This is a genomic window from Lentzea sp. NPDC055074 (assembly GCF_053608005.1).
The window spans coordinates 486,755-511,477 of the sequence record NZ_JBSGUQ010000004.1 but is presented as its reverse complement, the minus strand read 5'-3'; the positions used below and the strand labels follow the sequence as shown (position 1 = coordinate 511,477).

26 protein-coding genes and 1 pseudogene are annotated in these 24,723 nt (G+C 68.8%); 9 read left to right on the top strand and 18 right to left on the bottom strand.

Annotation, left to right across the window (positions count from 1 at the left end; genetic code table 11):
• Nucleotides 1-2 precede the first annotated feature (2 nt).
• Together ACWF7A_RS12950 and ACWF7A_RS12945 are read right to left on the bottom strand one after the other, a co-directional pair.
• Complete coding sequence (locus tag ACWF7A_RS12950; protein WP_452250605.1) at nt 3-2,168, bottom strand: putative bifunctional diguanylate cyclase/phosphodiesterase; 2,166 nt, start codon at nt 2,166-2,168, stop codon at nt 3-5.
• A 60-nt stretch (nt 2,169-2,228) separates the two neighbouring features.
• A complete protein-coding gene (locus ACWF7A_RS12945; protein ID WP_452250604.1) occupies nt 2,229-3,044 on the bottom strand; it encodes an SAM-dependent methyltransferase in 816 nt (271 codons plus the stop codon).
• Between the two features lie 71 nt (nt 3,045-3,115).
• On the opposite strand from ACWF7A_RS12945, the gene ACWF7A_RS12940 reads away from it, so the two are divergent.
• A complete protein-coding gene (locus tag ACWF7A_RS12940) occupies nt 3,116-3,988 on the top strand; it encodes a pentapeptide repeat-containing protein (RefSeq protein WP_452250603.1) in 873 nt (290 codons plus the stop codon).
• 217 nt (nt 3,989-4,205) lie between these two features.
• Nucleotides 4,206-4,730: pseudogene (locus tag ACWF7A_RS12935) on the top strand (pentapeptide repeat-containing protein); the annotation flags it as partial.
• A 117-nt stretch (nt 4,731-4,847) separates the two neighbouring features.
• On the opposite strand, the gene ACWF7A_RS12930 reads toward ACWF7A_RS12935, so the two are convergent.
• Nucleotides 4,848-5,747 (bottom strand): LysR family transcriptional regulator, encoded by a 900-nt coding sequence (locus ACWF7A_RS12930; protein WP_452250602.1) that lies wholly within the window; start codon nt 5,745-5,747, stop codon nt 4,848-4,850.
• Nucleotides 5,748-5,825: 78 nt separating this feature from the next.
• Here ACWF7A_RS12930 and ACWF7A_RS12925 point away from each other — a divergent pair, with 78 nt between their 5' ends.
• On the top strand, nt 5,826-6,665 hold the full coding sequence (locus ACWF7A_RS12925) for an aldo/keto reductase (protein WP_452250601.1): 840 nt from the start codon (nt 5,826-5,828) through the stop codon (nt 6,663-6,665).
• 42 nt (nt 6,666-6,707) lie between these two features.
• Nucleotides 6,708-7,496 carry a lysozyme gene (locus ACWF7A_RS12920; protein ID WP_452250600.1) on the top strand — a complete coding sequence of 263 codons (789 nt, stop codon included), beginning with the start codon at nt 6,708-6,710 and terminating at the stop codon, nt 7,494-7,496.
• Nucleotides 7,497-7,839: 343 nt separating this feature from the next.
• Here the strand turns inward: ACWF7A_RS12920 and purL are convergent, their stop codons facing one another.
• From purL to ACWF7A_RS12900, 4 genes are all read right to left on the bottom strand, one after another.
• Nucleotides 7,840-10,092 (bottom strand): phosphoribosylformylglycinamidine synthase subunit PurL, encoded by a 2,253-nt coding sequence (gene purL / locus ACWF7A_RS12915; RefSeq protein WP_452250599.1) that lies wholly within the window; start codon nt 10,090-10,092, stop codon nt 7,840-7,842.
• Nucleotides 10,089-10,760, bottom strand: a complete 672-nt coding sequence (purQ, locus tag ACWF7A_RS12910; RefSeq protein ID WP_452250598.1) for a phosphoribosylformylglycinamidine synthase subunit PurQ — start codon at nt 10,758-10,760, stop codon at nt 10,089-10,091. Before purQ ends, purL begins: the two co-directional genes overlap by 4 nt.
• A complete protein-coding gene (purS, locus tag ACWF7A_RS12905; protein ID WP_189157302.1) occupies nt 10,757-10,996 on the bottom strand; it encodes a phosphoribosylformylglycinamidine synthase subunit PurS in 240 nt (79 codons plus the stop codon). Before purS ends, purQ begins: the two co-directional genes overlap by 4 nt.
• A 230-nt stretch (nt 10,997-11,226) precedes the next feature.
• Nucleotides 11,227-11,766 (bottom strand): hypothetical protein, encoded by a 540-nt coding sequence (locus ACWF7A_RS12900; RefSeq protein ID WP_452250597.1) that lies wholly within the window; start codon nt 11,764-11,766, stop codon nt 11,227-11,229.
• Nucleotides 11,767-11,915: 149 nt separating this feature from the next.
• Between ACWF7A_RS12900 and ACWF7A_RS12895 the strand changes: the two genes are divergently transcribed.
• Nucleotides 11,916-12,896, top strand: coding sequence for an NAD-dependent epimerase/dehydratase family protein (locus tag ACWF7A_RS12895; protein ID WP_452250596.1), 981 nt, complete (start codon nt 11,916-11,918; stop codon nt 12,894-12,896).
• On the opposite strand, the gene ACWF7A_RS12890 is transcribed toward ACWF7A_RS12895, so the two are convergent.
• Nucleotides 12,880-13,806: a trypsin-like serine peptidase gene (locus ACWF7A_RS12890; protein ID WP_452250595.1), complete on the bottom strand. Its 927-nt coding sequence runs from the start codon at nt 13,804-13,806 to the stop codon at nt 12,880-12,882. The genes ACWF7A_RS12895 and ACWF7A_RS12890 overlap by 17 nt on opposite strands.
• A 264-nt stretch (nt 13,807-14,070) precedes the next feature.
• Between ACWF7A_RS12890 and ACWF7A_RS12885 the strand changes: the two genes are divergently transcribed.
• Nucleotides 14,071-14,694 (top strand): MBL fold metallo-hydrolase, encoded by a 624-nt coding sequence (locus ACWF7A_RS12885; RefSeq protein WP_452250594.1) that lies wholly within the window; start codon nt 14,071-14,073, stop codon nt 14,692-14,694.
• Here ACWF7A_RS12885 and ACWF7A_RS12880 read toward each other — a convergent pair.
• Nucleotides 14,657-15,307, bottom strand: a complete 651-nt coding sequence (locus tag ACWF7A_RS12880) for a DUF2334 domain-containing protein (RefSeq protein WP_452250593.1) — start codon at nt 15,305-15,307, stop codon at nt 14,657-14,659. The genes ACWF7A_RS12885 and ACWF7A_RS12880 overlap by 38 nt on opposite strands.
• A 50-nt stretch (nt 15,308-15,357) precedes the next feature.
• On the bottom strand, nt 15,358-16,233 hold the full coding sequence (locus tag ACWF7A_RS12875; protein WP_452250592.1) for a phosphoribosylaminoimidazolesuccinocarboxamide synthase: 876 nt from the start codon (nt 16,231-16,233) through the stop codon (nt 15,358-15,360).
• Between the two features lie 88 nt (nt 16,234-16,321).
• Here ACWF7A_RS12875 and ACWF7A_RS12870 point away from each other — a divergent pair, with 88 nt between their 5' ends.
• On the top strand, nt 16,322-16,759 hold the full coding sequence (locus tag ACWF7A_RS12870) for a hypothetical protein (protein WP_452250591.1): 438 nt from the start codon (nt 16,322-16,324) through the stop codon (nt 16,757-16,759).
• 160 nt (nt 16,760-16,919) lie between these two features.
• Here ACWF7A_RS12870 and ACWF7A_RS12865 read toward each other — a convergent pair whose 3' ends face one another.
• From ACWF7A_RS12865 to ACWF7A_RS12835, 7 genes are read right to left on the bottom strand one after another with little or no spacing between them, the layout of a single operon-like run.
• The gene (locus tag ACWF7A_RS12865; RefSeq protein WP_452250590.1) at nt 16,920-17,705 is read right to left on the bottom strand and encodes an MOSC domain-containing protein; all 786 of its coding nucleotides are present in this window, start codon (nt 17,703-17,705) and stop codon (nt 16,920-16,922) included.
• A 2-nt stretch (nt 17,706-17,707) separates the two neighbouring features.
• Entirely contained in the window at nt 17,708-19,126 is a 1,419-nt protein-coding gene (gene purB, locus ACWF7A_RS12860; RefSeq protein ID WP_452250589.1) for an adenylosuccinate lyase, read from the bottom strand.
• A 19-nt stretch (nt 19,127-19,145) separates the two neighbouring features.
• On the bottom strand, nt 19,146-19,910 hold the full coding sequence (locus ACWF7A_RS12855; RefSeq protein WP_452250588.1) for a hypothetical protein: 765 nt from the start codon (nt 19,908-19,910) through the stop codon (nt 19,146-19,148).
• Complete coding sequence (locus tag ACWF7A_RS12850; RefSeq protein ID WP_266035830.1) at nt 19,907-20,440, bottom strand: SigE family RNA polymerase sigma factor; 534 nt, start codon at nt 20,438-20,440, stop codon at nt 19,907-19,909. The genes ACWF7A_RS12855 and ACWF7A_RS12850 overlap by 4 nt, the downstream gene beginning before the upstream one ends.
• A 57-nt stretch (nt 20,441-20,497) precedes the next feature.
• Nucleotides 20,498-21,079 carry a TetR/AcrR family transcriptional regulator gene (locus ACWF7A_RS12845; protein WP_452250587.1) on the bottom strand — a complete coding sequence of 194 codons (582 nt, stop codon included), beginning with the start codon at nt 21,077-21,079 and terminating at the stop codon, nt 20,498-20,500.
• 27 nt (nt 21,080-21,106) lie between these two features.
• On the bottom strand, nt 21,107-21,781 hold the full coding sequence (locus ACWF7A_RS12840; RefSeq protein WP_452250586.1) for a hypothetical protein: 675 nt from the start codon (nt 21,779-21,781) through the stop codon (nt 21,107-21,109).
• Nucleotides 21,782-21,801: 20 nt separating this feature from the next.
• Nucleotides 21,802-22,320: a SigE family RNA polymerase sigma factor gene (locus tag ACWF7A_RS12835; RefSeq protein WP_452250585.1), complete on the bottom strand. Its 519-nt coding sequence runs from the start codon at nt 22,318-22,320 to the stop codon at nt 21,802-21,804.
• 183 nt (nt 22,321-22,503) lie between these two features.
• Between ACWF7A_RS12835 and ACWF7A_RS12830 the strand changes: the two genes are divergently transcribed.
• The gene (locus ACWF7A_RS12830) at nt 22,504-23,445 is read left to right on the top strand and encodes a threonine aldolase family protein (RefSeq protein ID WP_452250672.1); all 942 of its coding nucleotides are present in this window, start codon (nt 22,504-22,506) and stop codon (nt 23,443-23,445) included.
• A 1-nt stretch (nt 23,446) separates the two neighbouring features.
• Nucleotides 23,447-24,043: an HAD family hydrolase gene (locus tag ACWF7A_RS12825; RefSeq protein WP_452250584.1), complete on the top strand. Its 597-nt coding sequence runs from the start codon at nt 23,447-23,449 to the stop codon at nt 24,041-24,043.
• On the opposite strand, the gene ACWF7A_RS12820 is transcribed toward ACWF7A_RS12825, so the two are convergent.
• Nucleotides 23,987-24,712, bottom strand: coding sequence for a potassium channel family protein (locus ACWF7A_RS12820; protein WP_452250583.1), 726 nt, complete (start codon nt 24,710-24,712; stop codon nt 23,987-23,989). The genes ACWF7A_RS12825 and ACWF7A_RS12820 overlap by 57 nt on opposite strands.
• Nucleotides 24,713-24,723 lie beyond the last annotated feature (11 nt).

The window sequence follows — 24,723 nt, the reverse complement described above, 5'->3', positions numbered from 1 at the left end:
GTCTAGAGATCACCACGCAGGAGGCTGTCGATGTTCTCGGGCGGCCCCGGCCGGGCGAAGAACCAGCCCTGACCCGTGTCGCAGCCCAGACGCAGCAACCGCGCGGCCTGAGCAGGCGTTTCCACGCCCTCGGCCGTGACACCCAACGACAACGCGTGCGCGAGCTGCACCAGCGTCGCGACGATCTGCGCGTCGACCGGGTCTTCCTCGTTCTCCGCGCGCAGCCCCTCCATGAACGAGCCGGCGATCTTCAGCTCGTGCACGGGCAGGTGCTTCAGGTAGGCGAGGTTCGAGTAGCCGGTGCCGAAGTCGTCGATCGCGATGCGCACACCCATGTCGCACAACGCCCGCAGCGCCTCCAGGGGCTCGTCGGCGGTGCCCATGATCGCCGACTCCGTCAGCTCCAGCTGCAGGTGGTGCGGGGGCAGCGCGCACTCGTCGAGGATCTGCTTGACGTCGCGGACCAGCTCGGGGTCGCGGGACTGGCGCACGGCCAGGTTCACCGACACGAACGGCGCCGCGTCACCGAACTCCTCCAGCCAGCGCCGGGCCTCCTCGCACGCCTTGCGCAGCACCCACCGTCCCAAGGGGACGATCAGGCCGGTCTCCTCGGCCAGTTCGATGAACCGGTCCGGCGCCAGGCGCCCGAACTCCGGGTGCTGCCAGCGCACCAGGGCCTCGACACCGGTGACGGTGGAGTCCTCCAGGCGCACCAGCGGCTGGTACTCGACGTAGAACTCGCCGCGTTCCAACGCGCGCGGCATGGTGGCCGACAGCGTGAAGCGAGCGACCTCCTTCGCGTTGCGCTCCGGGTCGTACAGCGCCCAGCGCGCCTTGCCGTCGGCCTTGGCCCAGTACAGCGTGATGTCCGCGTCGCGCATCAGGTCCGCGGACGTCGTGCCGGACAGCTGCCGTTCGACGATGCCGATCGACGCCGACACCGACAGCTCGTGGCCCGCGATGCGGATCGGGGCCTCGAGCTCGGTCAGCACTCGGTCCGCCACGTCGACGATGTCCTGCTCCCCGGACGAGCCCTCGACGAGGATCACGAACTCGTCGCCGCCCATGCGCGCGACCAGCTTGCCCTCGCCGGACACCGAGTGATCGAGCCGGCGGCCGACCTCGACCAGCAGCTGATCTCCTGTGTCGTGGCCCAGCGAGTCGTTGATGACCTTGAAGCCGTCCAGGTCGAGGTAGCAGAGGCCCGCCCGCACGTGCTTCGCGCGGTTGTTGAAGACGCGGCCGAGGCGTTCGAGGAACAGCGCCCGGTTCGGCAGCCCGGTGAGCGGGTCGTGCAGCGCCTGGTAGCGCAGGCGGTTCTGCAGCAGGTGGCGGTCGGTGACGTCCTCGATCATCGCGACCTGGTACTGCGGCTCGCCGTGGTCGTCGCGGACCAGCGACAACGTCAGGTGCGTCCACACCTGCTCGCCGTCGGCGCGGTGGAAGCGCTTCTCGGCGCGGTAGTGGTCGCACTCGCCCGCGATGAGCTGGTCGTAGAGCCGCCACACGCTGCCCGCGTCCTCGGGGTGCATGAGGTCGCGCACGTTGTACTGGCGCATCTCCTCGACGCTGAACCCGAGCATGTCCTGCAGGGCCTGGTTGACGTCCAGGATGCGGCCGTCGATCGCGGCGATGCCGATGCCGATCGCGGCCTCGGTGAACATGGCGCGGAACCGGGCCTCCGACGCGCGCAGCATCGACTCTGCCTGGTCACGGGCGTCCAGCACGGCCGCCCTGATCGCCTCCTGCTCGGCCAGCGTGCGTTCGCGCAGCGCGCGGGCGTACCCGGCGGCCAGCGCGCCCTGGAGGGCCGCGAGGCGGGACGTCAGCCTGGCGTCGCCGGGGAAGCCCAGCTCGACCAGCAGGTCGTCACCGAGCAGCTGGATCGTGCGGCCGAGCGTGTCGGTGCCGGTGAAGTGCGCGTCGACCAGACGTGAGCCGATCTCGTAACCGGGGGCGGTGCGGAACGGGCTCGCGAACAGGGCCTCGACCAGCCGCTCGGTGAGGTCCTGCAGGTGCTGTGCGACCTCTGCCCTGGTCATCGGCACGTAGCTCGACCCGATCACGGCCGTTGCCCAGCTGCGCGCGAACGACTCGGCACCGGCCAAAACGGCCGGGCTCAAGGGATAGCGGTCCTCACGCACCCGGTGGTCAACCCGATCGGTCATCTTCTCGGCCCTAACGCCACGAACGCGCAGCATACGGCCGGTCGCGGTCCGGAGTCATCTCTACGCCTTCCGGCCCAGCGCGGCGAACCCCGGGAAGCGCTTACCGGACTCCTCCACGTCGGCGGGCGACTCGGGGTGCCAGGCGGGCACCCGGACGACACCGGGCTCGACCAGCGCGAACCCGTCGAACAGGCGGGTGAACTCGGCTCGGTCGCGGAACGCCATCGGCGTGACGTTCCGGTCGTAGAGCCTGCGGGCCCGCACGGAGGCGTCCGTCTCGACGTCGGTCTCGTCGTAACCCGCGTGGGACACCGCCAGGAAGCTGCCCGGCGCCAGCCTGTCGCGATAGCCGCCGATGATGCCCCACGGGTCTTCCTCGTCCGAGACGAAGTGCAGCAGCGCGATCATCAGCACGGCGACCGGCTCGTCGAAGTCGAACTGCTTGTCGACCTCGTCCGAGGCCAGCACACCCGCCGGGTCGCGGACGTCGGCCTGCAGGACGCTCACCCGGTCGTTGCCGCCCAGCAGCGACCGGCTGTGCGCGACGGCGACCGGGTCGACGTCGACGTAGACGACGCGGGCCTCGGGGTCGGCGGCCTGAGCGATCTCGTGCACGTTGCCGACGGTCGGGATGCCGGACCCCAGGTCGAGGAACTGCCGGACGCCCAGGCCGAGCAGGTGGCGCACGGCCCTGCGCAGGAACGCGCGGTGGTTGAGCACCACACCGCGCAGCTCGGGCATTGTCTCGAGGGTCTTCTGGGCCACGTCCCGGTCCGCGGCGAAGTTGTGCGCGCCTCCGAGCCAGTAGTCGTACACCCGCGCGACGCTCGGGCGCTCCAGGTCGATGTCCCCCGGCGCCCAGTTCGGCCGCTCCACTCGCTCACCCCACCCGCGTTCGGACCGTTCCAGCCCATCATGCACCCGGCTCTTGGCAGAATGCCGACCTCGTGAGGAAAAGTTTGCTGCTGTCGACCATTCTCGCGTCGATCGGCGCGTTTGTGCTGGTCGGGGGCATTTTGCTGCTCCTCGACCCCGGCGCGCCCAAGCACGAGGCGATCAAGACCGGTGGTCTCGCGGGCGGTGCGATCGTCGCTTTGTACGCGTTGTGGCTGAACGACCGGCGCCGCAAGGTCGAGGAAGCGCGCCAGGAGCTCGAGGCCCAGCGCATCGACCACGACAGGTCCCGCGTGGCCGACGAACGGTTCGCGCGCGCCGTCGAACTGCTCGGCCACGAGACCGCACAGGTGCGGGTGGGCGCGATGCACGCACTGGCCGGCCTCGCGAAGTCGCGGGTCGAGTACACGCAGACCGTGCTCGACATCCTCTGCGCGTACCTGCGGCAGCCGTTCAAGCGGTCGCCCGACGACGAGGACGCCGGCGAGATCGAGCTGGAGGTCCGGCTCACCTCGCAGCGGCTGGTCGAGGACCTGCTGCCGCGCCTGGAGGAGAAGAGCCCGGTCCACTACGACCTCAACCTGACCAAGGCGCACCTCGAGTACATGGACCTGTCGTACCGGCAGGTCGGCGACCTGATCATGCGGGTCGCGCACCTGAACGAGTCCAACGCGTTCCACCACATGGTGGTCCACGGCGACGCGTACCTCACCGACGCCGAGGTGACCGGCCGGTTGTACATGCACCACAACGACTTCCGCCGCAAGGCGTGGTTCAGCAGGGTCAAGGCGCGCGGCCTCGCCGTCTTTACGGAGTCGAAGTTCGGCGGTGAGACGAAGTTCTCGAACTCGGAGTGGGCCGACGTGAAGGCGGACGGCTGTACGTTCGCGGTGCAGGCCGATCTTCCCGAGGCGTGGAGGAACTGACGTGAAGTGGCTTTACGCCGTCATCTCCGCCGCGGTGGTGACCGCGGCGACGGCGGTCCTCCTCGTGGTGTTCAAGGCGCCCGCCGTGGAGATCGTGAAGACGGCCGGTGTCGCGGGTGGTGCCGTCGTCGCGCTGTACGCGCTGTACCTCAACGACCTCAAGCACAACCTGGAGAGCGAGAAGGTCGCCGACGAACGGTTCGCGCGCTCGGTCGAGATGCTCGGCAACGAGGCCGACCAGGTGCGCGTGGGCGCGATGCATTCGTTGGTGTGGCTGGCGAACTCCACGCCGCGCTACAAGCAGACCGTCCTCGACGTCCTGTGCGCGTACCTGCGCAGGCCGTTCGTCCACCCGTCCTGGGCCGAGAACGGCGCCGACCCGGACACGGTGCTGCTCGACGAGGTGCCGCCGGACGAACAGCGGGAGCAGCAGGTCCGGCGCACCGCGCAGCGCCTGATCCGCGACCTGCTCTCGTGGGGTGACGACAAGAAGAAGGTGTACTACGACCTCGACCTGACCGGCGCCGCCCTGGAGTACTTCCAGCTGGACGGCAGGCGGGTCAACAGGTTCATCGCGCGCCGGGCGCAGTTCTACGGCATCACGGCGTTGCCCCGCATGGACGTCCGCAAGCCCACGCTCCTGTCCGGCTCCACGTTCCACGGGCGGCTGAGCATCACGGAGACGGCGTTCGCCGGCGGGCTCGCCTTCAGCGAGGTCAGGTTCAAGGGCGAGGTCGACTTCCGGTCCACGACGGTCGGCACGTTCCTCGCGCTCACCGACCCGCCGCCGCCGAAGCAGACCGGTGAGCTGAAGCTCCTGCCCGGCACGGCGATGCGGACCACGCACGCGGGCTGGAAGCTAACCGGCAGCCCGGAGCCTGCCCGCCCGCGCCTCGAAGACCATGTCGAGAAGGACACCGGCGGCCGCACCCAGGGTGTTCCCGGTGACCACGACCGTTTCCGCGAAGGGGACGTCCACGTCGCCGCGAAGCCCGAGGAAGCGAACAAGGTCCGACTTCCCGGCGAAGGACTGCGGCACGAGCGCGACCCCGAGACCGAACCCGACGAAGTCCAGAAGTGAGTGCACGTCGTTGACCTCGACGGCGACGTGCCGCTCGACCCCGGCGGCGGCCAGCGTGCGGTCGACCTCGTCACGCGTGCCCCAGTCCGCGTTGAAGTCGACGAACGGCCGACCGGCCAGGTCCGCGAGCGCGACCGACTCCCGTTCGGCGAAGGGGCTGTCCGGCGCGCAGGCGAGCACCAGCGGTTCCCGGGACAGGGTGGTCACCCGCAGGTCGTCCGCGATCTTCTGCTGACGCGTGACGAACGCGAGGTCGAGCCTGCCCGCGCGCACCTCCTCGACCAGCTCGGCGTTGCCGGACTGACGCATCCTGATCTCCACGCCGGGGTGCAGCTCGTGGAACCGCGACAGCACCGCGGGCAGGTGCACGACGTGCAGGCACTGCAGGCTGCCGACGGACAACGTGCCGCGCAGCAGCCCCCGCACCGCCGCGACCGCGTCCCTGGCCGCCTCGACGCTGCCCAGCGCCCGGCGTGCCTCCGGCAGCAGAGCGCGCCCGGCCTGCGTCAGCTCGACCTGGCGGGTGGTGCGCAGGAACAACGGCGCGCCCAGCTCCACCTCCAGCGCCCTGATCGACGCCGAGAGACCCGACTGGGCGACGTGCATGCGGCGCGCGGCCCTGGTGAAATGGGACTCCTCGGCGACCGCGAGGAAGTACTCCAGTTGTCTGAGTTCCACGATTCATCACCTGCGGTGCTCAATGAGATCAGTTCTCTGCGTTGGACAGCTTAATCGCGAGGGTCCAGAGTGGAGTGCATGCAGAAGCGTCGTATCGGAGAAGTGGAAGTCAGCGCCATCGGCCTGGGCGGCATGCCCATCTCCGTGCAGGGGAGGCCGGACCGGGCCCAGGCGGTCGAGACCATCCACGCCGCGCTGGACGCGGGCGTGACGTTCATCGACACCGCCGACGCCTACTCGCTCGACGACACCGACTTCGGCCACAACGAGCTGCTCATCGCCGAGGGGCTGCGCGGCCGTTCCGAAGAGGTGTTCGTGGCGACCAAGGGCGGGCACACGCGCGTGCCGGGCGGCGGCTGGGAGCTCGACGGTCGGCCGGAGTACCTGCGCAAGGCCGTCGACGGGTCGTTGCAGCGGCTCGGTGTCGACCAGATCTTCCTGTACCAGTTCCACCGGCCGGACCCGAAGACGCCGATCGCCGAGTCCGTCGGCGCCCTGAAAGAGCTGCTGGACAACGGCAAGATCCGCTACGCGGGCGTCTCGAACTTCAACCCGGACGAGATCGTGCAGGCCAACGACATCCTCGGCGGCCGGCTCGCGGCCGTGCAGAACCAGTTCTCGCCGTTGTTCCGATCGAGCGAACCCGAGCTGGAGCTGTGCGCGAAGCTCGGCATCGCGTTCCTGCCGTGGAGCCCGTTCGGCGGCATCGGCAAGGCGGGTGCCCTGAGCGGTCCGTTCAAGGAGGTCGGCGACGCCCACGGCGTGAGCGCCCACCAGGTCTGCCTGGCGTGGATGCTCGCTAAGTCCGAAGTGGTAGTCCCCATTCCGGGTGCATCTCGACCGGCGAGCATCCAGGATTCGGCCAAGGCCACCCACCTGGAGTTGTCTGCCGAGGAGCTGTCCCGCCTGGACGGGTGACCCCGGTAGCAAATTGCGACAAATGGTCGCACGATCTACTCCATGCGGACCTTGATCAGCATCGTGGCGATCGTCGCCGGCTTGACGCCGGCACCCGCGTCCGCGGCGCCCTTGCCCGAGGGCTCCGCGGACCACACGGCGGGATCCCAGATCCTCAAACACGAGGGTGGCGGTGGCCTCCGTTCGGAGTCACCGCCCACCGAGGGCAAGGTGCCCGGCATGGACGTGAGCAGCCACCAGGGCGACGTCGACTGGAAGTCCTCCTGGGACAAAGGCGCCCGGTTCAGCTACGTCAAGGCGACCGAGGGCGTCCACTACCGGAACCCCAAGTTCACCCAGCAGTACAACGGCTCCCTGAACATCGGCATGATCCGCGGCGCGTACCACTTCGCACTGCCCGACCGCGCCAACGGCGTGCAGCAGGCGAACTTCTTCGTGGAGAACGGCGGCGGCTGGTCACCCGACGGCAAGACGCTGCCCCCCGCGCTCGACATGGAGTACAACCCGTACGGCGACGTCTGCTACGGCCTCAACCAGACCGCGATGACGGCCTGGGTCAAGGAGTTCAGCGACACGGTGTTCGCTCGGACCAGGCGTTATCCGGCGATCTACACGTCCACCAGCTGGTGGAACAAGTGCGTCGGCGGGTCGGTGAAGTTCGGGGACAACAACCCGTTGTGGATCGCGCACTACAACTCGAAGCTCGGCGCGCTGCCGATGGGGTTCGACTTCCACACCATCTGGCAGTGGCAGGCGGCCGGGCTCTTCCCCGGTGACCAGAACCTGTTCAACGGGCGGTTCGAGCAGTTGCAGCGGATCGCCGCGAGCTGAGGACGGCTGGGCTGGTCACGGGCCTGCGCTGGTGCAGTTGCGTTGGTCGGTGCCGGTTCCAGCGGAGGGGTCGCCTTGCTGTGCTGGCGAGTCGCCTTGCGTGGGTGGTCCGTCAGGCAGTGACAAATCAAAGGCCGCGACTGGGGCTGCACCGCTACCCATGCCAGGCAGCAGGTTCACACGGCTCGCTCCGCATCGCCACTGCCCAGTCTGAACTGGCCCTTCAGCTCTTACGGCTCGCTTCGCATCGCGCCCGTCTGCGTCTCGCCTGCGGCATCGCTGCGCTGCACTCACGAGGGCCCCGTCTGCGACGACGAGGCCCTCGTGTGCGTCTGCGGTCGTTCTAGTCGAACAGTGCCGGGAGGGTGCCCTCCCAGGCCTCGCGCAGCTCGTCCAGCGGGAGCTCGCCCAGGCCCTGGATCTCCAGGGCGTGGGACTCGGGGTCGACGACGCCGACCTTGCGCCACGGCAGCCTGCGCGCGGTGCACATGTCGGTGAAGCGCTGCTCCTCGGTGCGCGGCACGGCGACCAGCACGCGGCCGGCCGACTCGCTGAACAGCGCGGTGAACAGGTCGCCCTCCAGGAAGACCCGTGCGCCCACCTCGCCGATCAGGCACGTCTCGACCAGCGTCTGGGCCAGGCCGCCCTCGGAGAGGTCGTGCGCGGCGGAGACCATGCCGTCGCGTGAGCCCGCCACGAGGACCTCGCTGAGCAGCTTCTCGCGCTTCAGGTCGGCCTTCGGCGGCAGGCCGCCCAGGTGGCCGTGCACGTGGTGGGCCCATTCCGACCCGCCGAACTCGTCGCGCGTCTCGCCGAGCAGCAGCAGCGTCTCGCCGGCCTCGGCGCCGATCCCGGTGGGGATGCGGCGGCGCACGTCGTCGATGACGCCGAGCACGCCGACCACCGGCGTCGGCAGGATCGCCGTGGAGCCGGTCTGGTTGTAGAAGCTGACGTTGCCGCCGGTCACCGGGATGCCGAGCTCCGCGCAGCCGTCCGCCAGACCCTTCACGGCCTGCTCGAACTGCCACATGACCGCCGGGTCCTCCGGCGAGCCGAAGTTGAGGCAGTTGGTGACGGCGACCGGGGTGGCGCCGGTGGCCGAGACGTTGCGGTAGGCCTCGGCCAGTGCCAGCTTCGCGCCCTCGTACGGGTCGAGCTTGGTGTAGCGGCCGTTGCAGTCGGTGGAGAGGGCCACGCCGCGGCCGGTCTCCTCGTCGATGCGGATCATGCCGCCGTCGCTCGGCTGCGCCAGGACCGTGCCGCCGCGGACGTACCGGTCGTACTGCTGCGTGACCCACTTCTTGGAGGCCAGGTTCGGGCTGGCCGCCATGGTCTTGATCAGGTCGAGCAGGTTCTCCGGGCGCGGCAGGCCGTCCGGGGTGTTCGCCTGCAGCTCGTCCTGGTCCGCGGGGCGTTCGATCGGCCTGTTGTAGACCGGGCCCTCGTGCGCGACCGTGCGCGGAGGCACGTCCACGACGACCTCGTCGTGGTAGGTGATGACCAGGCGGTCGCCTTCCGTCACCTCACCGATCTCGGTCGCGATGACGTCCCACTTCGCGCAGACCTCCATGAACGCCTCGACGTTGGCCGGCTCGACCACCGCGCACATGCGTTCCTGGGACTCGCTGGAGAGGATCTCGGCCGGGGTCATCCCGGTGGCCCGCAGCGGCACGCGGTCGAGCCACACGTGCATGCCGCCGTCACCCGCGGACGCCAGTTCACTCGTCGCGCAGGACAGGCCCGCGCCGCCCAGGTCCTGGATGCCGACGACGATGCCCTTCTCGAAGAGCTCCAGCGAGCACTCGATCAGGACCTTCTCGGTGAACGGGTCGCCGACCTGCACGCTCGGCAGCTTCTTGCGCTTGCCGGCGGTGTCGTCGAACGTCTCGCTCGCCAGGACGCTGACCCCGCCGATGCCGTCGAGGCCCGTCCGCGCGCCGTAGAGGATGACCTTGTTGCCGGTGCCGCTCGCGTGCGCGAGGTGCAGGTCCTCCGTGCGCATCGCACCGACGCACAGCGCGTTGACCAGCGGATTGCCCTGGTAGGACTCGTCGAACACGACCTCGCCGCCGATGTTCGGCAGGCCGAGGCAGTTCCCGTAGCCGCCGACACCCGCGACGATGCCGGGCAGCACGCGCTTCGTGTCGTCCGCGTCGGGCCTGCCGAACCGCAGCGGGTCCATGACCGCGAGCGGCCGCGCGCCCATCGCGAGGATGTCCCGCACGATGCCGCCCACACCCGTCGCGGCGCCCTGGTAGGGCTCGACGTACGACGGGTGGTTGTGGCTCTCGACCTTGAACGTGACGGCCCAGCCGTCGCCGATGTCGACGACACCGGCGTTCTCGCCGATGCCCGCGAGCATCTTGCTGCGCATCTCGTCGGTCGTCGTGTCACCGAAGTACTTCAGGTGCACCTTGGACGACTTGTAGGAGCAGTGCTCGCTCCACATGACCGAGTACATGGCCAGCTCGGCGTCCGTGGGGCGCCTCTGGAGGATCTCCTTGATGCGCGCGTACTCGTCGTCCTTGAGGCCCAGCTCCTTGTAGGGCTGCTCCTGCTCGGGCGTCGCCTCGGCGTTCTTGACGGTGTCGATCATGCCTTCACCACCGTGTCGAGCAGGGACAGGAACATGCCCAGTCCGTCGTCCGTGGGGCCGGTGAGCGCGTCGATGGCGTGCTCGGGGTGCGGCATCAGGCCGACGACGTTGCCCCTGGCGTTGGTGATGCCGGCGATGTTGTTGCGGCTGCCGTTGGGGTTGTCGCCGACGTACCGGAAGACGACGCGGTGGTTGTCCTCCAACTCCTTGAGGGTGTCCTCGTCGGCCTGGTAGCCGCCCTCACCCGACTTCAGCGGCACGAGGATCTCGGCGTTCAGGTCGTATCGGCCGGTCCACGCGGTGCTGGTGTTCTCGACCTTCAGCCACTGGTCGCGGCACACGAAGTGCAGCCTGTGGTTGCGGGTGAGCGCGCCGGGCAGCAGGTGGGCCTCGGCGAGGATCTGGAAACCGTTGCAGATGCCCAGAACGGGCATCCCCTTGTTCGCGGCCTCGATCACTTCCTGCATGACGGGCGCGAACCGCGCGATGGCACCGCACCGCAGATAGTCGCCGTACGAGAACCCACCGGGCACGATGACCGCGTCAACGCCCTTGAGGTCGTGATCGCCGTGCCAGAGCGGCACAGCTTCGCCGTCGGCGTACCTCACCGCCCGCTGGGCGTCGACGTCGTCGAGAGTGCCGGGGAAGGTGATGACACCGACCCTCATGCCTCGACCCTGCGCACGGTCCAGTCCTCGATCACGGGGTTCGCGAGGAAGGTCTCGGCGATCTTGGCGAGCGTGGCGTCGTCGACGTCGTCGGCGACCTCCAGCTCGAAGTGCTTGCCCTGACGGACGGCGGTGATGCCCTCGAAGCCGAGACGAGGCAGCGCGTTCGCCACCGCCTGGCCTTGGGGGTCGAGGATTTCGGGCTTCGGCATGACGTCGACGACGACTCGGGCCACGACAGACTGCTCCCGGGTTTGGAGGGGCTGGCGGTACCTCGGGAGCCTACCTGAGCTGCGAGTTCATCCCCGAGACACGTGTTCGGGGGCACATCGCCGCCGGGCCACCTTCGGGTGAACGAGCTTGTCTCGCACCGGCGGTTTGGTAAAGTGGTGACAGCCGAGGCCCGTAAGCCGAGGAAGTGTACCCAGCCCACGTCCGGACGGTCGACGGCTGGGTATCGCGCTTTTTAGGGGTAGTCCAAGTCGACGATCGACTCGACGATGGGCATCACCCGCTCTCGCCACTCACCGCCGGAGCCGTAGCACCAGGCCGCGAAATCCGCGATCCACAGCAGCTCTTCGTTGCTGGCGCGGCAGTGCTCGTAGACGAGGTTCGTGGACAACGCGACGCGTCCGAGCGACGTTCGGATCGTCAGCAGGTCGTGCTGGTCTCGTTGAGCACGCGAATCAAGGACGAGCCGATGAGCACCGGCGTTCAGCAGATCCTCGACGAGCCGCCGGAGGCACGCTTGGCGTGCCTGCTCGTCGCCCTGGTCGCAACTGCGCTTGTACAGCCGCACGGAGACCTGAACTTCCACCAGCCGTGATGTGATGGCCTTGCGGCGACTGGGGGTCTCCTTCTTGCAATGCAGCTCCCGCTGGCCGGACATCAGCAGACAGCGCAGGGCTTTGCGGAACGTGTGGAGCCGACCGGGTGGCACCAGGGCCACCGCCAGCAGGTACGTGTTGTTTCGTCGCGACTCATCGACGAAGGCGTGCAGACTCACGGATCGTCCATCGGCCGGTTACGACTCGCGGTTCAGCAAGTCCAACTGATCGGGTCCGAACGACCTCACCTTGGACCTATTCCACCAAGCTATTTCGCCGAAAGCGAGACCGGTGGCACCGCGGCCCGATCGGACGGATGCTGGGGATCATGAAGATCCTCGTGCTCGGCGGAACCGTGTTCCTCAGCAAGGCCATCACGGCGGAGGCCGTCCGTCGCGGCCACGACGTGATCTGCGCTGCCCGCGGTGCCTCCGGCGGGGTGCCGGCGGGAGCGAGGCTCGTTCCGGTGGACCGGGACAGGCCCGGCGCGTTCGACGCGTTGGCCGGGGAGCAGTTCGACGCGGTCGTCGACGTGTCCAAGTACTCGGTGAACTGGGTGCGGGACGCGCTCGAGGCGTTCGGGGGGACTACGCCGCACTGGACGTTCGTGTCCAGCATCTCCGTCTACGCGGATCATGCGACAGGCAGTGACGAGTTGTTGCCGCCCTTGGAGGACGACCCTTCGCAGGAGTTCACCGCGGAGCGCTACGGCAGCATCAAGGTGGCCAGCGAGAACGCGGTCAGAGAGGCGATGGCCGGGCGGGAGTTCATCGTCCGGGCCGGGCTCATCACCGGGCCGGACGACCCGAGCGACCGGTTCGGGTACTGGCCCGCTCGGATGTCGCAGGGTGGGCGCGTGGTCGTGCCGGACAGCCCTGACCTGGGATTCCAGCACATCGACGCGCGGGATCTGGCGCAGTGGATCGTGTTCGCGGCCGAGGAGCGGGTCACCGGCACGTACGACTCGACCGGGCCCGTCATGCCGTTCCAGATGGCCATGGGCGAGATCGCGGGCGCGACGGCTCCGGCGGGGACGCAGCTCGTGTCGGTCCCGGAGAGCGTTCTCCAAGAGCTCGGCATCAACCCGTGGTCCGGGCCTCGGTCGCTGCCCCTGTGGTTGCCGGCGGCGTGGGCCAAGATGGTCGGCCGGGACGTCAGCAACGCGCTGGCGAACGGGTTGCGGGTCAGGCCGCTGGCCGAGACCGCGCTCGACTCGCTGGAGTACGAACGCGGCCTCGGGGTGGACCGGGCCCGGAAGGCCGGGCTCACGGCAGCCGAAGAGCAGGAAATCCTTACAGCAGTGAGTTGATCTGCGCGGCGACGAGGTCGATGCGCACGCCCTGGTTCGGGCAGCCGCCGAAGTGGTGGAGCCCGATCACCTTGTGCGTGCGCCTCGACAGCACGGGTGAGCCGGACGAGCCGCCCTCGGTGTCGCACATGTAGCTGATGTCGGACTGCGACGAGCTGCCGTTCACGCGTACGGCACGCACGACGCAGTAGCCGCCGCCGTTGTTGTTGTCGCGCAACGACAGCTTCTTCAGCTTCCCGGCCGGGTGGCCGACGATGTACATCTCCTCACCCACGGCCGGAACGCGCGCGTCCAGTTCGAGGTAACCGAACGAGCTGATGGCCGCGAAGTTGTTCACGGTGAAGAGGGTGTAGTCGAGTGCGGCGCTGTACTTCAGGACCGACGCCGCCAGCACCTTCGTGACGGTGGCCGAGGCCGTGCCGCCGCAGGTCGGGCACTGGTAGTTGAACCACACCTCGATGCCACTGGTGCTGGTGAAGCAGTGTTCGTTGGTCAGCATGCGGTTGTTCGGGCCGACGCGCCACGCCGTGCACAGCGAGCTGCCGTTGCGCAGCAGCTTCGCCACGGACGCGGTCTTGCCCCACTCGGTCGGGTTGCTGGACTGGTAGCAGACCGCGTCCTTGTAGTCGTTCGTGCCGCAGATGCTCTGCACGGACGGCTGCGACGACATCTCGGCCTCGGTGTAGCCGCGCGTGAGCTTGTCGATCCGGACGCGCGACAGCGGGTTCGTCACGGAGACCAGCGCACGGTCTCCGGTGATCGACATGGCCCAGAACCCGGACGCGTCGAGCGTCGCGGTCAGCGAGGACTTCAGGTCTCTCGTGTACGTGTACTTCTCGGTGCCGTCAGGGTTCGACACCGTGAGCACGTCACCGGGCAGGATCCGCAGGTCCGTGAAATGCAGCTTCACGTAACCGGACCCCGGTCGTTCGATCAACGTCGAACGATTCGTGCCACCCACGCGGACTGAGACGGATTCCTCAGTTCCGATTTCCTGCGTCTGCGGCGACGAGGCCTCGGCAGGTGTAGAGGTGGTGGTAGCAGGGACGATGGTCGTCATCGGCAGGGCAAGCGCCAGTGCCGTGAGGAGTTGCAGGGTTTTCCTCATGCCTTTTGATACTTCCGACGTCACCTGACCGTGTCAGCCCGCCAAACGTCGGTAATGGAGGAATTCGTGAAAGTTGTCCATTTCGGTCATGCCTGCGTGCTGCTGGACTCGGGTTCGACGCGCATCCTGATCGATCCCGGCACGTTCTCCACGGGGTTCGAGGACCTCACGGACCTCGACGCGGTGCTGGTCACGCACCAGCACTTCGACCACATCGACGCCGAGAAGCTGCCCGCGCTGCTCAAGGCCAACCCGCAGGCGCAGCTCATCGTCGACGAGGGCACGGCGCCCACCGTCGAGAACGCGACCGTCGCCCGGCCGGGTGACACCTTCAAGGTCGGCGACACCGAGGTCAAGGTCACCGGCGGCCAGCACGCGGTGATCCACCAGGACATCCCGATCGTGCCGAACGCCGCCTACGTGATCGGCGACGGAGCGTTCTACCACCCCGGCGACTCGCTGTTCGTGCCGGACGAGGACGTCGACGTGCTCGGACTGCCCGCGGGCGCGCCGTGGCTGAAGACCGGCGAGGCCGTCGACTTCCTGCGCGCCGTGAAGCCGCGCGTCGCCGTGCCGATCCACGAGAAGACGCTGGCGAGCCCGCAGATGGCCGTCCGGTTCTTCGACCTGCTCAAACCGGACGGCACCGAGGTCAGGCTGCTGACGCCAGGCGAGGCGACGGCAGTCTGACGTACGTGGTCGGCGCGGCGTCGTGGGCGAGGGCGATGTCCACGGCGTCGAGCACGGCCTGCCGCGCTCCGGGACGGTGCAGGTCACGGGCGTCGACGGTGATCCGGGTCAGCCCACCGCGGCGCGCGGACCTGGCCGCCGCGTAGACCAGCGCCAGCGACCGCAGCTCACCGAAGCTGCTGCGTTCGGTGAGCGCGTGCAGGCGGCCCAGGGTGGCGAGCCCGCTGCCGACCTCCCGGACGGCGTGGGCGTCGGCGCAACGCTGGAACTTGTGCTTGGCCAGCGCGATCAACGTCCCGGGCGACGCCACGATTCGCCGTGGGGCGAACGTGTCGACCTTGAGGCCGAGGGCATCCATCTGCAGACGGGCGCCCATCAACAACAACCCGGCTTCATAGGCCGGCAACCGCCGTTGGCCGAGACCGTGCAGCACGACGGCGTCGCCGAGCGACGCGCGCTGCCGCACCCATTCCTGCGCCCTGCCGAGCTCGCGAGGTACTACGAGCAGCGACAACGGCACCTGCCGCGGGTCGAGGGCCGCGGCGAGATCAGCGCATCGGTCGAGGTTCTGCGGACCGATGCCGGACAGAGAGACCACGAGCTGTGAGTGCACGGTACGAGTGCGCCATGCCGTGGTGACATCCGCGTGAAAGCCGAGCTAACTCAGGCGAGCCAGTCAGCGAAGGACCGGCCGGTCAGCCGCTCGTACGCCTCGATGTACCGCGCACGGGTGGCCTCGATGACGTCCGCGGGCAGCGGAGGCGGCGGCACGTCCGACTTGCGGTCCCAGCCCGACTCAGCCGACGTCAGCCAGTCGCGCACGAACTGCTTGTCGAACGACGGCTGCACGCGCCCCGGCTCGTAGCCCTCGGCCGGCCAGTAGCGCGACGAGTCCGGCGTGAACACCTCGTCCGCGAGGATCAGCTCGCCGGAGGCGTCCAGCCCGAACTCGAACTTCGTGTCCGCCAGGATCAGGCCGCGCGTCAACGCGTACGCGCGCGCCTCGCTGTACAGCTCGATCGTCCGGTCACGAAGCTTCGACGCCAGCTCGACGCCGTGCTTCTCGGCGATGACGTCGAACGACACGTTCTCGTCGTGTGCGCCGATCTCGGCCTTCGACGCGGGCGTGAAGATCGGCGGGTCCAGTTCGGACGCCTCGACCAGCCCGGCCGGCAGCTCGATCCCGCACACCGCACCGGTCGCGGTGTAGTCGGCCATGCCGGAGCCCGTCAGGTAACCGCGCGCCACGCACTCGACGTCGACCATCTGCAGCTTGCGGACCAGCAACGCGCGGCCGCGGACCTCGGCGGGGATGCGCGGGTCGTCGAACGCGACCAGGTGGTTCGGGGCGAGCCGCTCGAACCAGAACACGCTCATCGCGGTGAGCACGCGCCCCTTGTCGGGGATCTCCGAGCTCAGGATGTGGTCGTACGCCGAGATGCGGTCCGACGCGACGAACAGCAGCAGCTCGTCGTCCACGTCGTACAGGTCGCGAACCTTGCCGCGGGCGACGTGCTGGTAGTCAGCAAGCGTAGGCACGCTGGTCAGCCTACGTGCCCCTGTTTCGGTGACCGATGTACACCCCGCACCTCTACAGATCAAGCGAAAAGAAGCTTAAGGTGCACCCGTGTTCACCAGAAAGGCCCTGTGGATCCCAGCTTTGGCCAGTGCGGCCCTGCTGATCGTGCTGGGCATCGCCGGGTGGAGCTTCGACTCCAGCCCCATCTCGTCCCCGTCCTCCGGCGGTGCGCCGAACACGAGCTCGACCCAGTCGGTGAGCATCGTGCCGACCCCGGACGTCGCGGACATCTCGGTCAAGACAACGTCGTCATCCACGACCACCACCACGACGACGAGGACCACGCAGCCGAAGCCGCCGCCCGTGCAGCAGCCGCCGGCGCAGCAGACGACGACCAGCGAGATCCCGCCGCAGCAGGGACTTCTGGTCAACGAGGGCGCGCGGTGCGACCCGGAGGGCGCGACCGGCATCGGCCTGATCGGCGAGAAGCTGGTGTGCCGCAAGGATCCTCAGCGCGGCGACCGCCTGCGCTGGCAGAAGGCCTAGGCGCTGTCCTGCAAGTTCGTTCGGTGACAGGCGCGGGCGAGAGACCCGGAGGCGGTGCCGCCGCGACGCCCTCATACCGGGCGTATTCGGGCGTTGCGGCGGTGCCACCTCCGGATCCCTCGGCCGCTACTGTCGCCCAACGAGACTTGCAGGACAGCGCCTAGGCCCACTCCAGCACGTCGATCTTGTCGCCCACCGCGACGGTGCCGGTCCGGACGACCTGCGCCTTCATGCCGAACGTGACGCCGCCGTCGGGGTCACGCCGGTAGGTCGCCAGCGAGCGAATCGGCTCGGGACCGTTCTTCAGCCCCGTCTCCTGGTCGACCATCGGCACGGCGCACCGCACGCAGTCCTTGGCGTAGGCCAGTTCCACGTCACCGATGGTCGCGCGCCGCACCCGGTCCTCCGTGTGCGGTTCCGACCAGCCGGACACGACCACGTTGGGACGGAAGCGGTTCATCGGCACCGGGTCGCCGCCGCGTTCGAGGATGCGCTCGTTCAGTCCGTCCAAGGAGGACAGTGAGAGCACCAGCAACGCGTTGCCGTCCGCGTACCCGACGACCCCCGTGGTCTCACCCGTCGTCTCGCGGTGGATGTCCGGCGGCGTGCGCACGAGTCGCACGGATTTCCCCAGCACGTCGGAGAAGTACGTCGCCGCCGCGTCGCCCTGGTCGATCCCGAGGCCGTGCCAGGCGTGCACGACGACCGGGACCCGAGGTCCGTCGAGGACGACCGGGAAGGACTCGCCGCCGACCGTCAGCGCCGAGTCCACGACGGACGGTCGCAGCGCGGCCATCGCCGGGACCTTGCGCTGCGACAGGAACACGCCCTCGTCGTCGACCAGCATCATCATCCGGTCGTCGCTCAGGCCGGTCGGTTCGACCACGCAGGACGCGACGGAGTACCCGGCGCATCCCTTCACCGGGTAGACGACCAGGTCGGACACGATCACAGAATCGGCTCCGGTTCGTAGGCCGGGTACTTGTCGACGACCGCGGCGACCTGCTCGACGATGGACGCGACCTGCGCCGACGCCACGCCGGTGAACGACAGGCGGTCGGCCAGCAGCGCGTCCAGGCCGGCCTTGTCGAGCGGCAGGCGGGAGTCCGCGGCGAGCCGGTCCAGCAGGTCGTTCTGCGCCAGGCCCTGCTCGCGCATGGCCAGCGCGACGGCCACCGCGTTCTCCTTGATGGCCTCGTGCGCGGTCTCGCGGCCGACACCCGCGCGCACGGCCGCCATCAGCACCTTCGTCGTGCCGAGGAACGGCAGGTAGCGGTCCAGTTCGCGGGCGACGACGGCCGGGTACGCGCCGAACTCGTCGAGCACCGTCAGGAACGTCTCCAGCAGCCCGTCGAACGCGAAGAACGCGTCCGGCAGCGCGACCCGGCGGACCACCGAGCACGACACGTCGCCCTCGTTCCACTGGTCGCCCGCGAGCTCGCCGACCATCGACAGGTAGCCGCGCAGGATCACCGCGAAGCCGTTCACGCGCTCGCACGAGCGGGTGTTCATCTTGTGCGGCATCGCGCTGGACCCGACCTGGCCGGGCTTGAAGCCCTCGGTGACGAGCTCGTGGCCCGCCATCAGCCTGATCGTCTTCGCCACCGACGACGGCGCCGCGGCGAGCTGCACGAGCGTCGAGACGACGTCGAAGTCGAGCGAGCGCGGGTAGACCTGGCCGACGGACGTGAGCACGCGCTCGAAGCCGAGGTGGCCCGCGACCGTCTGCTCCAGCTCCTGCAGCTTATCGGGCGTGCCGAGCAGGTCGAGCATGTCCTGCGCCGTGCCGACCGGGCCCTTGATGCCGCGCAACGGGTAGCGCGCGATCAGCTCGTCGAGGCGGGAGAACGCCACCAGCAGCTCGTCGGCGCCCGTGGCGAAGCGCTTGCCCAGCGTCGTGGCCTGCGCGGCCACGTTGTGCGAACGACCGGCCATGACGAGGTCGGAGTGCTCGGCGGCGAGGCGCGCGAGACGGCCGAGGACCGCGGCGACCTTGGAGCGGATCAGCTCCAGCGACCGCAGCACCTGCAGCTGCTCGACGTTCTCGGTCAGGTCGCGCGAGGTCATTCCCTTGTGGACCTGCTCGTGGCCCGCAAGCGCGTTGAACTCCTCGATGCGCGCCTTCACGTCGTGCCGCGTCACCCGTTCACGCGCGGCGATCGACTCCAGGTCGACCTGCTCCAGCACGCGCTCGTAGTCCGCGACCGCGGTCGCCGGAACGTCGATGCCCGCGGCCGCCTGCGCCTTCAGCACCGCGAGCCACAGCTGGCGCTCCAGCACGATCTTGTGCTCGGCCGACCACAGCGTCGCGAGCGACGTGGAGGCGTACCGACCTGCGAGGACGTTGGCGATGCGGGGCTTCGTCACGTCCTCAGATTAGTGCACCTCAGCCCGTCTCCCAGACGATGCCGGGGTCCGTGACCAGCTGTGTGAGCACAGCCACGCCCACCGGTACGGTCTGCCGCTGGCCGTTGCCGTTCGAGGGGTTGTGCGCGTACGCCATGACCTCCACGATCAGCCCGCTGTCGAACGACCGCAGCACACCCACCTGCTGGACCTGCGGGTCGCTGTGCCGGAACTCGCTGCCGTAGAGGACCGACCCGTTGTTCTTCCACAGCTCCTGGCACATGTCCGCGCCGGAGCAGAAGAGCTCGCTGGAGAACTTCTCCTTGCGCACCGACACGCGCAACGCGGTCGGCCCGATCTCGTCGCTCAGGTAGAGGTAGCCGGAGAACTCGGTGTCGCCGTCCCGCCACTGCGGGGGTTTCGTCTGGTACGGCATGGACATGCCGCTGCGGCCGGGACCGAACGACGCGTAGACGTCCTTGACGTTCGGCATCCGGTCCTTGAGCCGTTCCGCCAGACCGTCGCCGATGCGCTGGGCCCGTCGCTCCGGCTTCTCCGCCGGTGTCGACGGCTCACTCGTCGCGGTCTCGGCGCCGAGGCGGGCGTCCTGGTCGCGCGGCAGCAGGCCGGGCAGCGAGAACGACGCCACGGCGATCAGCGCCGTAGCCACGCCCACAGCGACCAGCGCTCGACGACGACTTTTTTTCTGTTCAACCCGCCTGATCAGGGTGTCGGGGTCGAAGTCGAGGGGCGGCTCGTCCCAGACGGCCAGCAGCATTCCCTCGCGGATCTCCTGCTCACTCACGACGCGACCCTCCCCGAACTGCTGTCGAGCTTCTCCACGATGGTGCGCAGCGTCGCGAGGCCACGCGCCGTCTGGCTTTTGACCGTTCCCTCGGTGCATCCCATGGCCACCGCGACCTCGGCGACCGACAGGTCTTCGAAATAACGCAGCACGAGCACCGCCCGTTGACGTGGCGGCACCTGAAGCAGCGCGGTGTGCACCAGCTCACGCGCCCACAGCTTGGCGCTGGTCGTGTCCGGGTCCACCGTGGCATCGGCGGCGTCGGGCAGCTCTCCGTCGCGCTGCTCGGCTCTGCGCCACGGCCTGCGCTTCTCGTCCAGCCAGGTGCGCAGCAGCACCTTGCGGGCGTAGGCGATCAGGTTGTCCAGGTCCTTGATCCGCTTCCACGCCAGGTACATCTTCATGAGGCTCGACTGCATCAGGTCTTCCGCTGTGTGCCAGTCGCCACAAAAGAGGTACGCAGTACGTCGCAAAGACGCGGCATTGGCTGCCGCGAACTCACGAAAGCCCTGTTCATCGGCCTTGCGCATGCGATCCCCTCTCGCGTCCTCAACCAGGGGAACGCATCGGAGGAACGTGAGGTTGCATCACGCGTGACGCGATAGGGCCGAACGGAGCATCCTCGCGGCCACCCCGCGCGGATCCGACTTGAGCTCGATGAACGAGTTGACCACCGAGCCGTCGACCAGCGCGATCAGCTCCTCGACCCGGTCCCCGTCGACGGCACGGCCCGAGCGGGCGAAGACGTCGGCGACGAGCTCGCGCAGCTCGGTCGACAGCACGCGCATCAACGGCCGCAGGTACGGGCGGCGGCCGGTGGCGACGAGGCGTTCGTAGCGCAGCAGCACGGCCTCGATGTCCGTCGCGTCCTCCCCGACGAGCAGGTCGAGCATGAACTCGACGAGCACGTCGTCGGTCATCTGCTCGGGCATCGACGAGAGCCGTTTCCGGAAGCTCGCGAGCTCGCTGCGGCCGTGGAACTCGACGGCCGCGGTGATCAGCTCGTCCAGCGAGTCGAAGTAGTACGTGGTCGACGCGAGCGGCAGACCTGCGCGTTCGGCGACCGCGCGATGCCTGACCGCGTCGAACCCGCCCTCCGCGAACAGGCCGGACGCGGCCTCCACGAGCGCCTGCCGCCTGCGCTCACCCTTGGGAGTTGCTGCCGTCATAGTCGAGCCAGGGTACTGGGCGGACCGTCAGAACTTCGGGGCCAGTGCGTCCGCGAACCGCTTGGCCTGCCCCTTCAGCTCGCCGTCGCCCTCGGTGAACACGTAGAGGTCCTGGCCCTTCTCGGTCTTCAGCTTCGCCGCACCGGGCGGCGCGTCGACCGGGCCCGACGTGACGATCGCGGTGATCGTCAGCCCGTCGATCTTGAACGCGGCCGAGCGGGAGTCCGTCGTGCAGCTCTGCGTGGGCGCCACGGCGAAGTCCGGTGAGACCGAAAGCTCGACGGCGAGGGCGTCGGCGAGCTCTCGGTCCACACCTGCACAGCCCTGCACTGTGCTTTCACTGGCACCAAGGCCAGTGCTTCCCGGCGTCTGCACGTCCCCCTGCGTGGACTTGCTTTCACCGGAGAAGTTCGTGGGAGGTTGCGCCTCCAACGGGGTCATCGGAGATTCTGCCGCGTTGTCCTTGTTCTGCCCAGAACCCGCGACGGCCGAACCGCCCGTGTCGTGGCTTACCCAGCTGTTGGCGGCGAAAACCCCGCCGAAGCCGAGCACCACGACGAAGGCCGTGCCGGCGGCGATCGAGTTGCGCCGGCGCACGGCGGCGCGGTGGGAGGCCCTGCGCACGTCGCCCGCGTCGAAGGACGCCGGCGGTGCGTCGTGCGCGGCGTCGCGGAACAGGTCCGCGAGCTTCTGCTCGTCCATCTACGTCCTCCTCTCGCTGGTCACGACGCCGGTCGCAGGTCGTCGACGGCGTCGCCGAGAGCTTCCCTCAACGCCGCCAGCCCGCGCGCGGTCTGACTCTTCACAGTTCCTTCCGAGCACTTCAACGCCTCGGCCGTGGCCGTGACGTCGAGGCCCTCGAGGAACCTCAGCACGAGCACGGCCCGTTGCCTGGGCGGGACTCTGCGCAGGCCCTTCATCAACGCCTCGCGGGTCGCGACCGTCTCACCGATCTCGTTGTCCGTCGTCGGCGCTTCCGGCATCTCGTCGGTGAACTTCTCGCGCCGCCAGGGGCGACGTGACTCGTCGATCACCGCGCGCACGACGCTGCGCCGGACGTAGGCGTCGAGAGCCTGCTTGTCCCGGATCTTCCGCCACCTCCTGTGCAGTGCCACGAACGCCGTCTGCGCGAAGTCGTCAGCGCGGTGCCAGTCGCCGCACAGCAGGTATGCCGTTCGGCGCACAGCCTCACGGCGAGCCACGAAGTACTCCGCGAACTCCTGCTCGTCGCGCTGATCCACGCGGACTGCTCTCCGCTCGTTCCTCGAGTTGCACTGACAGGACGGAAACCGGTGCGCCAACGGTTGCACGAACCACCGGCGAGAGCTACATCACCCCCTCGGTCGTTCACCTGATGTGATGTGATCGAGGCTGTGACCCCCATTGACCTGCGCTCGGACACCGTCACCCAGCCCGACGAGGCCATGCGCCGGGCGATGGCCGCGGCCGAGGTGGGCGACGACGTGCTGGACCACGACCCCACCATGGCCGCTCTGGAGGAGCGGGTGGCGTCGTTGCTCGGCGTCGAGGCCGCCCTCTGGGTTCCCTCCGGCTCGATGGGCAACCTCATCGCGCTGTACCTGCACCTGTCGCGCGGGGACCGGTTCCTCGCCCCGCTCGGCGCGCACGTGCTGGACGCCGAGCTCGGGACCGCCGCGTGGCTGGCCGGCGGGATGCCGCACGCGCTCCCCGTCGTCTCGCCTTCCGCGGTGACCGCCGCCGCCGGTGGTGAGTCTCCGTACTACGGGCTGCGCACGACGTTGCTGTGCCTGGAGAACACGCACAACGCGGCAGGCGGCACGGTGACCACGGCCGACGAGCACGCCGCCCTGGTCGCCGCCGCCCGGTCCGCGGGGCTCGCGGTGCACCTCGACGGGGCGCGGCTGTGGAACGCGTCGGTCGCCCTCGGGGTGCCGCTGACCTCGCTGACCCTGGGGGTCGACACGGTGCAGGTGTGCCTGTCGAAGGGACTCGGCGCACCGGTCGGATCGGTGGTGGCGGGCTCCGCGTCGTTCGTCGTGGAGGCCCGTCGCGTCCGGAAGATGCTGGGTGGCGGGGTCCGGCAGGGCGGGGTGCTGGCGGCCGCGGGTCTAGTCGCGCTCGACCGGATCGACCGCCTGGCGACCGATCATTCCAATGCCAATGGATTGGCTTCCGGGTTGAGGGCGCTGGGCTGGGAGGTGGACGAGCCCGCCACGAACATCGTGCTGGCGTCGGTGCCCGACCTGGACAAGACGCTGTTGTCGCTGCGCGACCTCGGCGTCCTGGCCAGTCCCATGTCAGGCAAGGTTCGGTTCGTGACGCACGGCGACGTGGACTCGTCCGACGTCGCCGAGGTGCTTCGCCGGCTGCGAGAGGACGTCTGAGATGCGCTGGATCGTGTTCGACTTCGGCGAGGTCATCAGCCAGAGGAACCCGGCACGACCCGCGATGGCGGCTCGGCTGGGGGTGTCGTTCGAGGCGTTCGAGACCGTGTACTGGGACCGCGACGCGTACGACCGGGGCGGGTCCGACGCCGACTACTGGGGGCGGATCGGTTCCGCGCTGGGCGTGCCGCTCGACGACGTGCTCGTGCGCGAGCTGACCGCGATGGACAACGCGGGCTGGCTCGACGACCCGGTGCTGGAGACCGTCGCGCTGATCGAGGACCTGTCGGCTTCAGGGGTTCCGCTCGCGTTGCTGTCGAACGCTCCGTCGACGTTCGGGCGCCTGGCCGAGAAGACCCCGTGGGCCAAGCACTTCCGGCACCTGATCTTCTCGGGTGACCTCGGGTGCGCGAAGCCGGACGCGGCGATCTGGGCGCGTGCGGCGGAGGTGATCGGGTCGTCGGACCTGATCTTCTTCGACGACCGGCTGTCCAACGTGGAGGGTGCGTTGATCGCGGGCTGGGACGCGCGCCTGTGGACGTCAGCCGCCACTGCGCGCGCCGAGCTCCTTGCGGAGTTCGGCGATCTCGGTCCTTAGGTTCCGGAGCTCCTGCGCGGTCTCGAGCTCTGCTTCCTCGACACCGCGCAGCTTCTCCACGAGCCAGCTGGCGATCGTGCCGGTGATGACACCGAGCAGCGCGATGCCGCCGACCATGAGCAGCCCCGCGACGAGCCGCCCCTCACCCGTGACGGGGTAGCGGTCGCCGTAGCCGACCGTCGACATGGTGGTCAGCGTCCACCACAGCGCGTCGCCGAACGTGGTGATGCTGGCGTTCTCCGCGTGCCTTTCCGCGTCCAGCACGGCAAGGCTCGCGCAAAAAGCGACGATTGCCGTCACGCCCGCGACGTAAATGCTGACGCGTTGCCTGATCTTGTGCTGGAACTTCTTGTTCAGCAGCGTGAGAACCGTGATCAGCCTGAGCACCCTGAGCTGCCGCACCATCGGCAGAACAACCGCGGCAAGATCGAAAAGATGGGTTCGCAGGAACTTCAGCTTGTTCTGCGCCAACGTGATCCTGGTGATGAAATCCGCCGCGAACAACGCCCAGATCAGCCACAACGCGATCTCCAGAGGCACGTGCATCGCCCCGTGATCGTCGAAGACCTGCCACGCGTAGGCGGCAAGAAACACTCCGGCGAGTGCCGTCAACGGCCACTCGACCTTCCGCTCCCACCGCTCGAGGCGGGCCTCGTTGGCTAACAACACCGCCTCATGGT

What these genes read in the sequence shown, in the direction of transcription:
- ACWF7A_RS12920 (WP_452250600.1), top strand. Translation starts at nt 6,708, where the DNA reads ATGCGGACCTTGATCAGCATCGTGGCGATCGTCGCCGGCTTGACGCCG.
- ACWF7A_RS12840 (WP_452250586.1), bottom strand. Translation starts at nt 21,781, where the DNA reads ATGGACGAGCAGAAGCTCGCGGACCTGTTCCGCGACGCCGCGCACGAC.
- ACWF7A_RS12825 (WP_452250584.1), top strand. Translation starts at nt 23,447, where the DNA reads ATGCGCTGGATCGTGTTCGACTTCGGCGAGGTCATCAGCCAGAGGAAC.
- ACWF7A_RS12830 (WP_452250672.1), top strand. Translation starts at nt 22,504, where the DNA reads ATGCGCCGGGCGATGGCCGCGGCCGAGGTGGGCGACGACGTGCTGGAC.
- ACWF7A_RS12950 (WP_452250605.1), bottom strand. Translation starts at nt 2,168, where the DNA reads ATGACCGATCGGGTTGACCACCGGGTGCGTGAGGACCGCTATCCCTTG.
- purL (WP_452250599.1), bottom strand. Translation starts at nt 10,092, where the DNA reads ATGATCGACACCGTCAAGAACGCCGAGGCGACGCCCGAGCAGGAGCAG.
- ACWF7A_RS12925 (WP_452250601.1), top strand. Translation starts at nt 5,826, where the DNA reads ATGCAGAAGCGTCGTATCGGAGAAGTGGAAGTCAGCGCCATCGGCCTG.
- ACWF7A_RS12850 (WP_266035830.1), bottom strand. Translation starts at nt 20,440, where the DNA reads ATGCGCAAGGCCGATGAACAGGGCTTTCGTGAGTTCGCGGCAGCCAAT.
- ACWF7A_RS12895 (WP_452250596.1), top strand. Translation starts at nt 11,916, where the DNA reads ATGAAGATCCTCGTGCTCGGCGGAACCGTGTTCCTCAGCAAGGCCATC.
- ACWF7A_RS12845 (WP_452250587.1), bottom strand. Translation starts at nt 21,079, where the DNA reads ATGACGGCAGCAACTCCCAAGGGTGAGCGCAGGCGGCAGGCGCTCGTG.
- purQ (WP_452250598.1), bottom strand. Translation starts at nt 10,760, where the DNA reads ATGAGGGTCGGTGTCATCACCTTCCCCGGCACTCTCGACGACGTCGAC.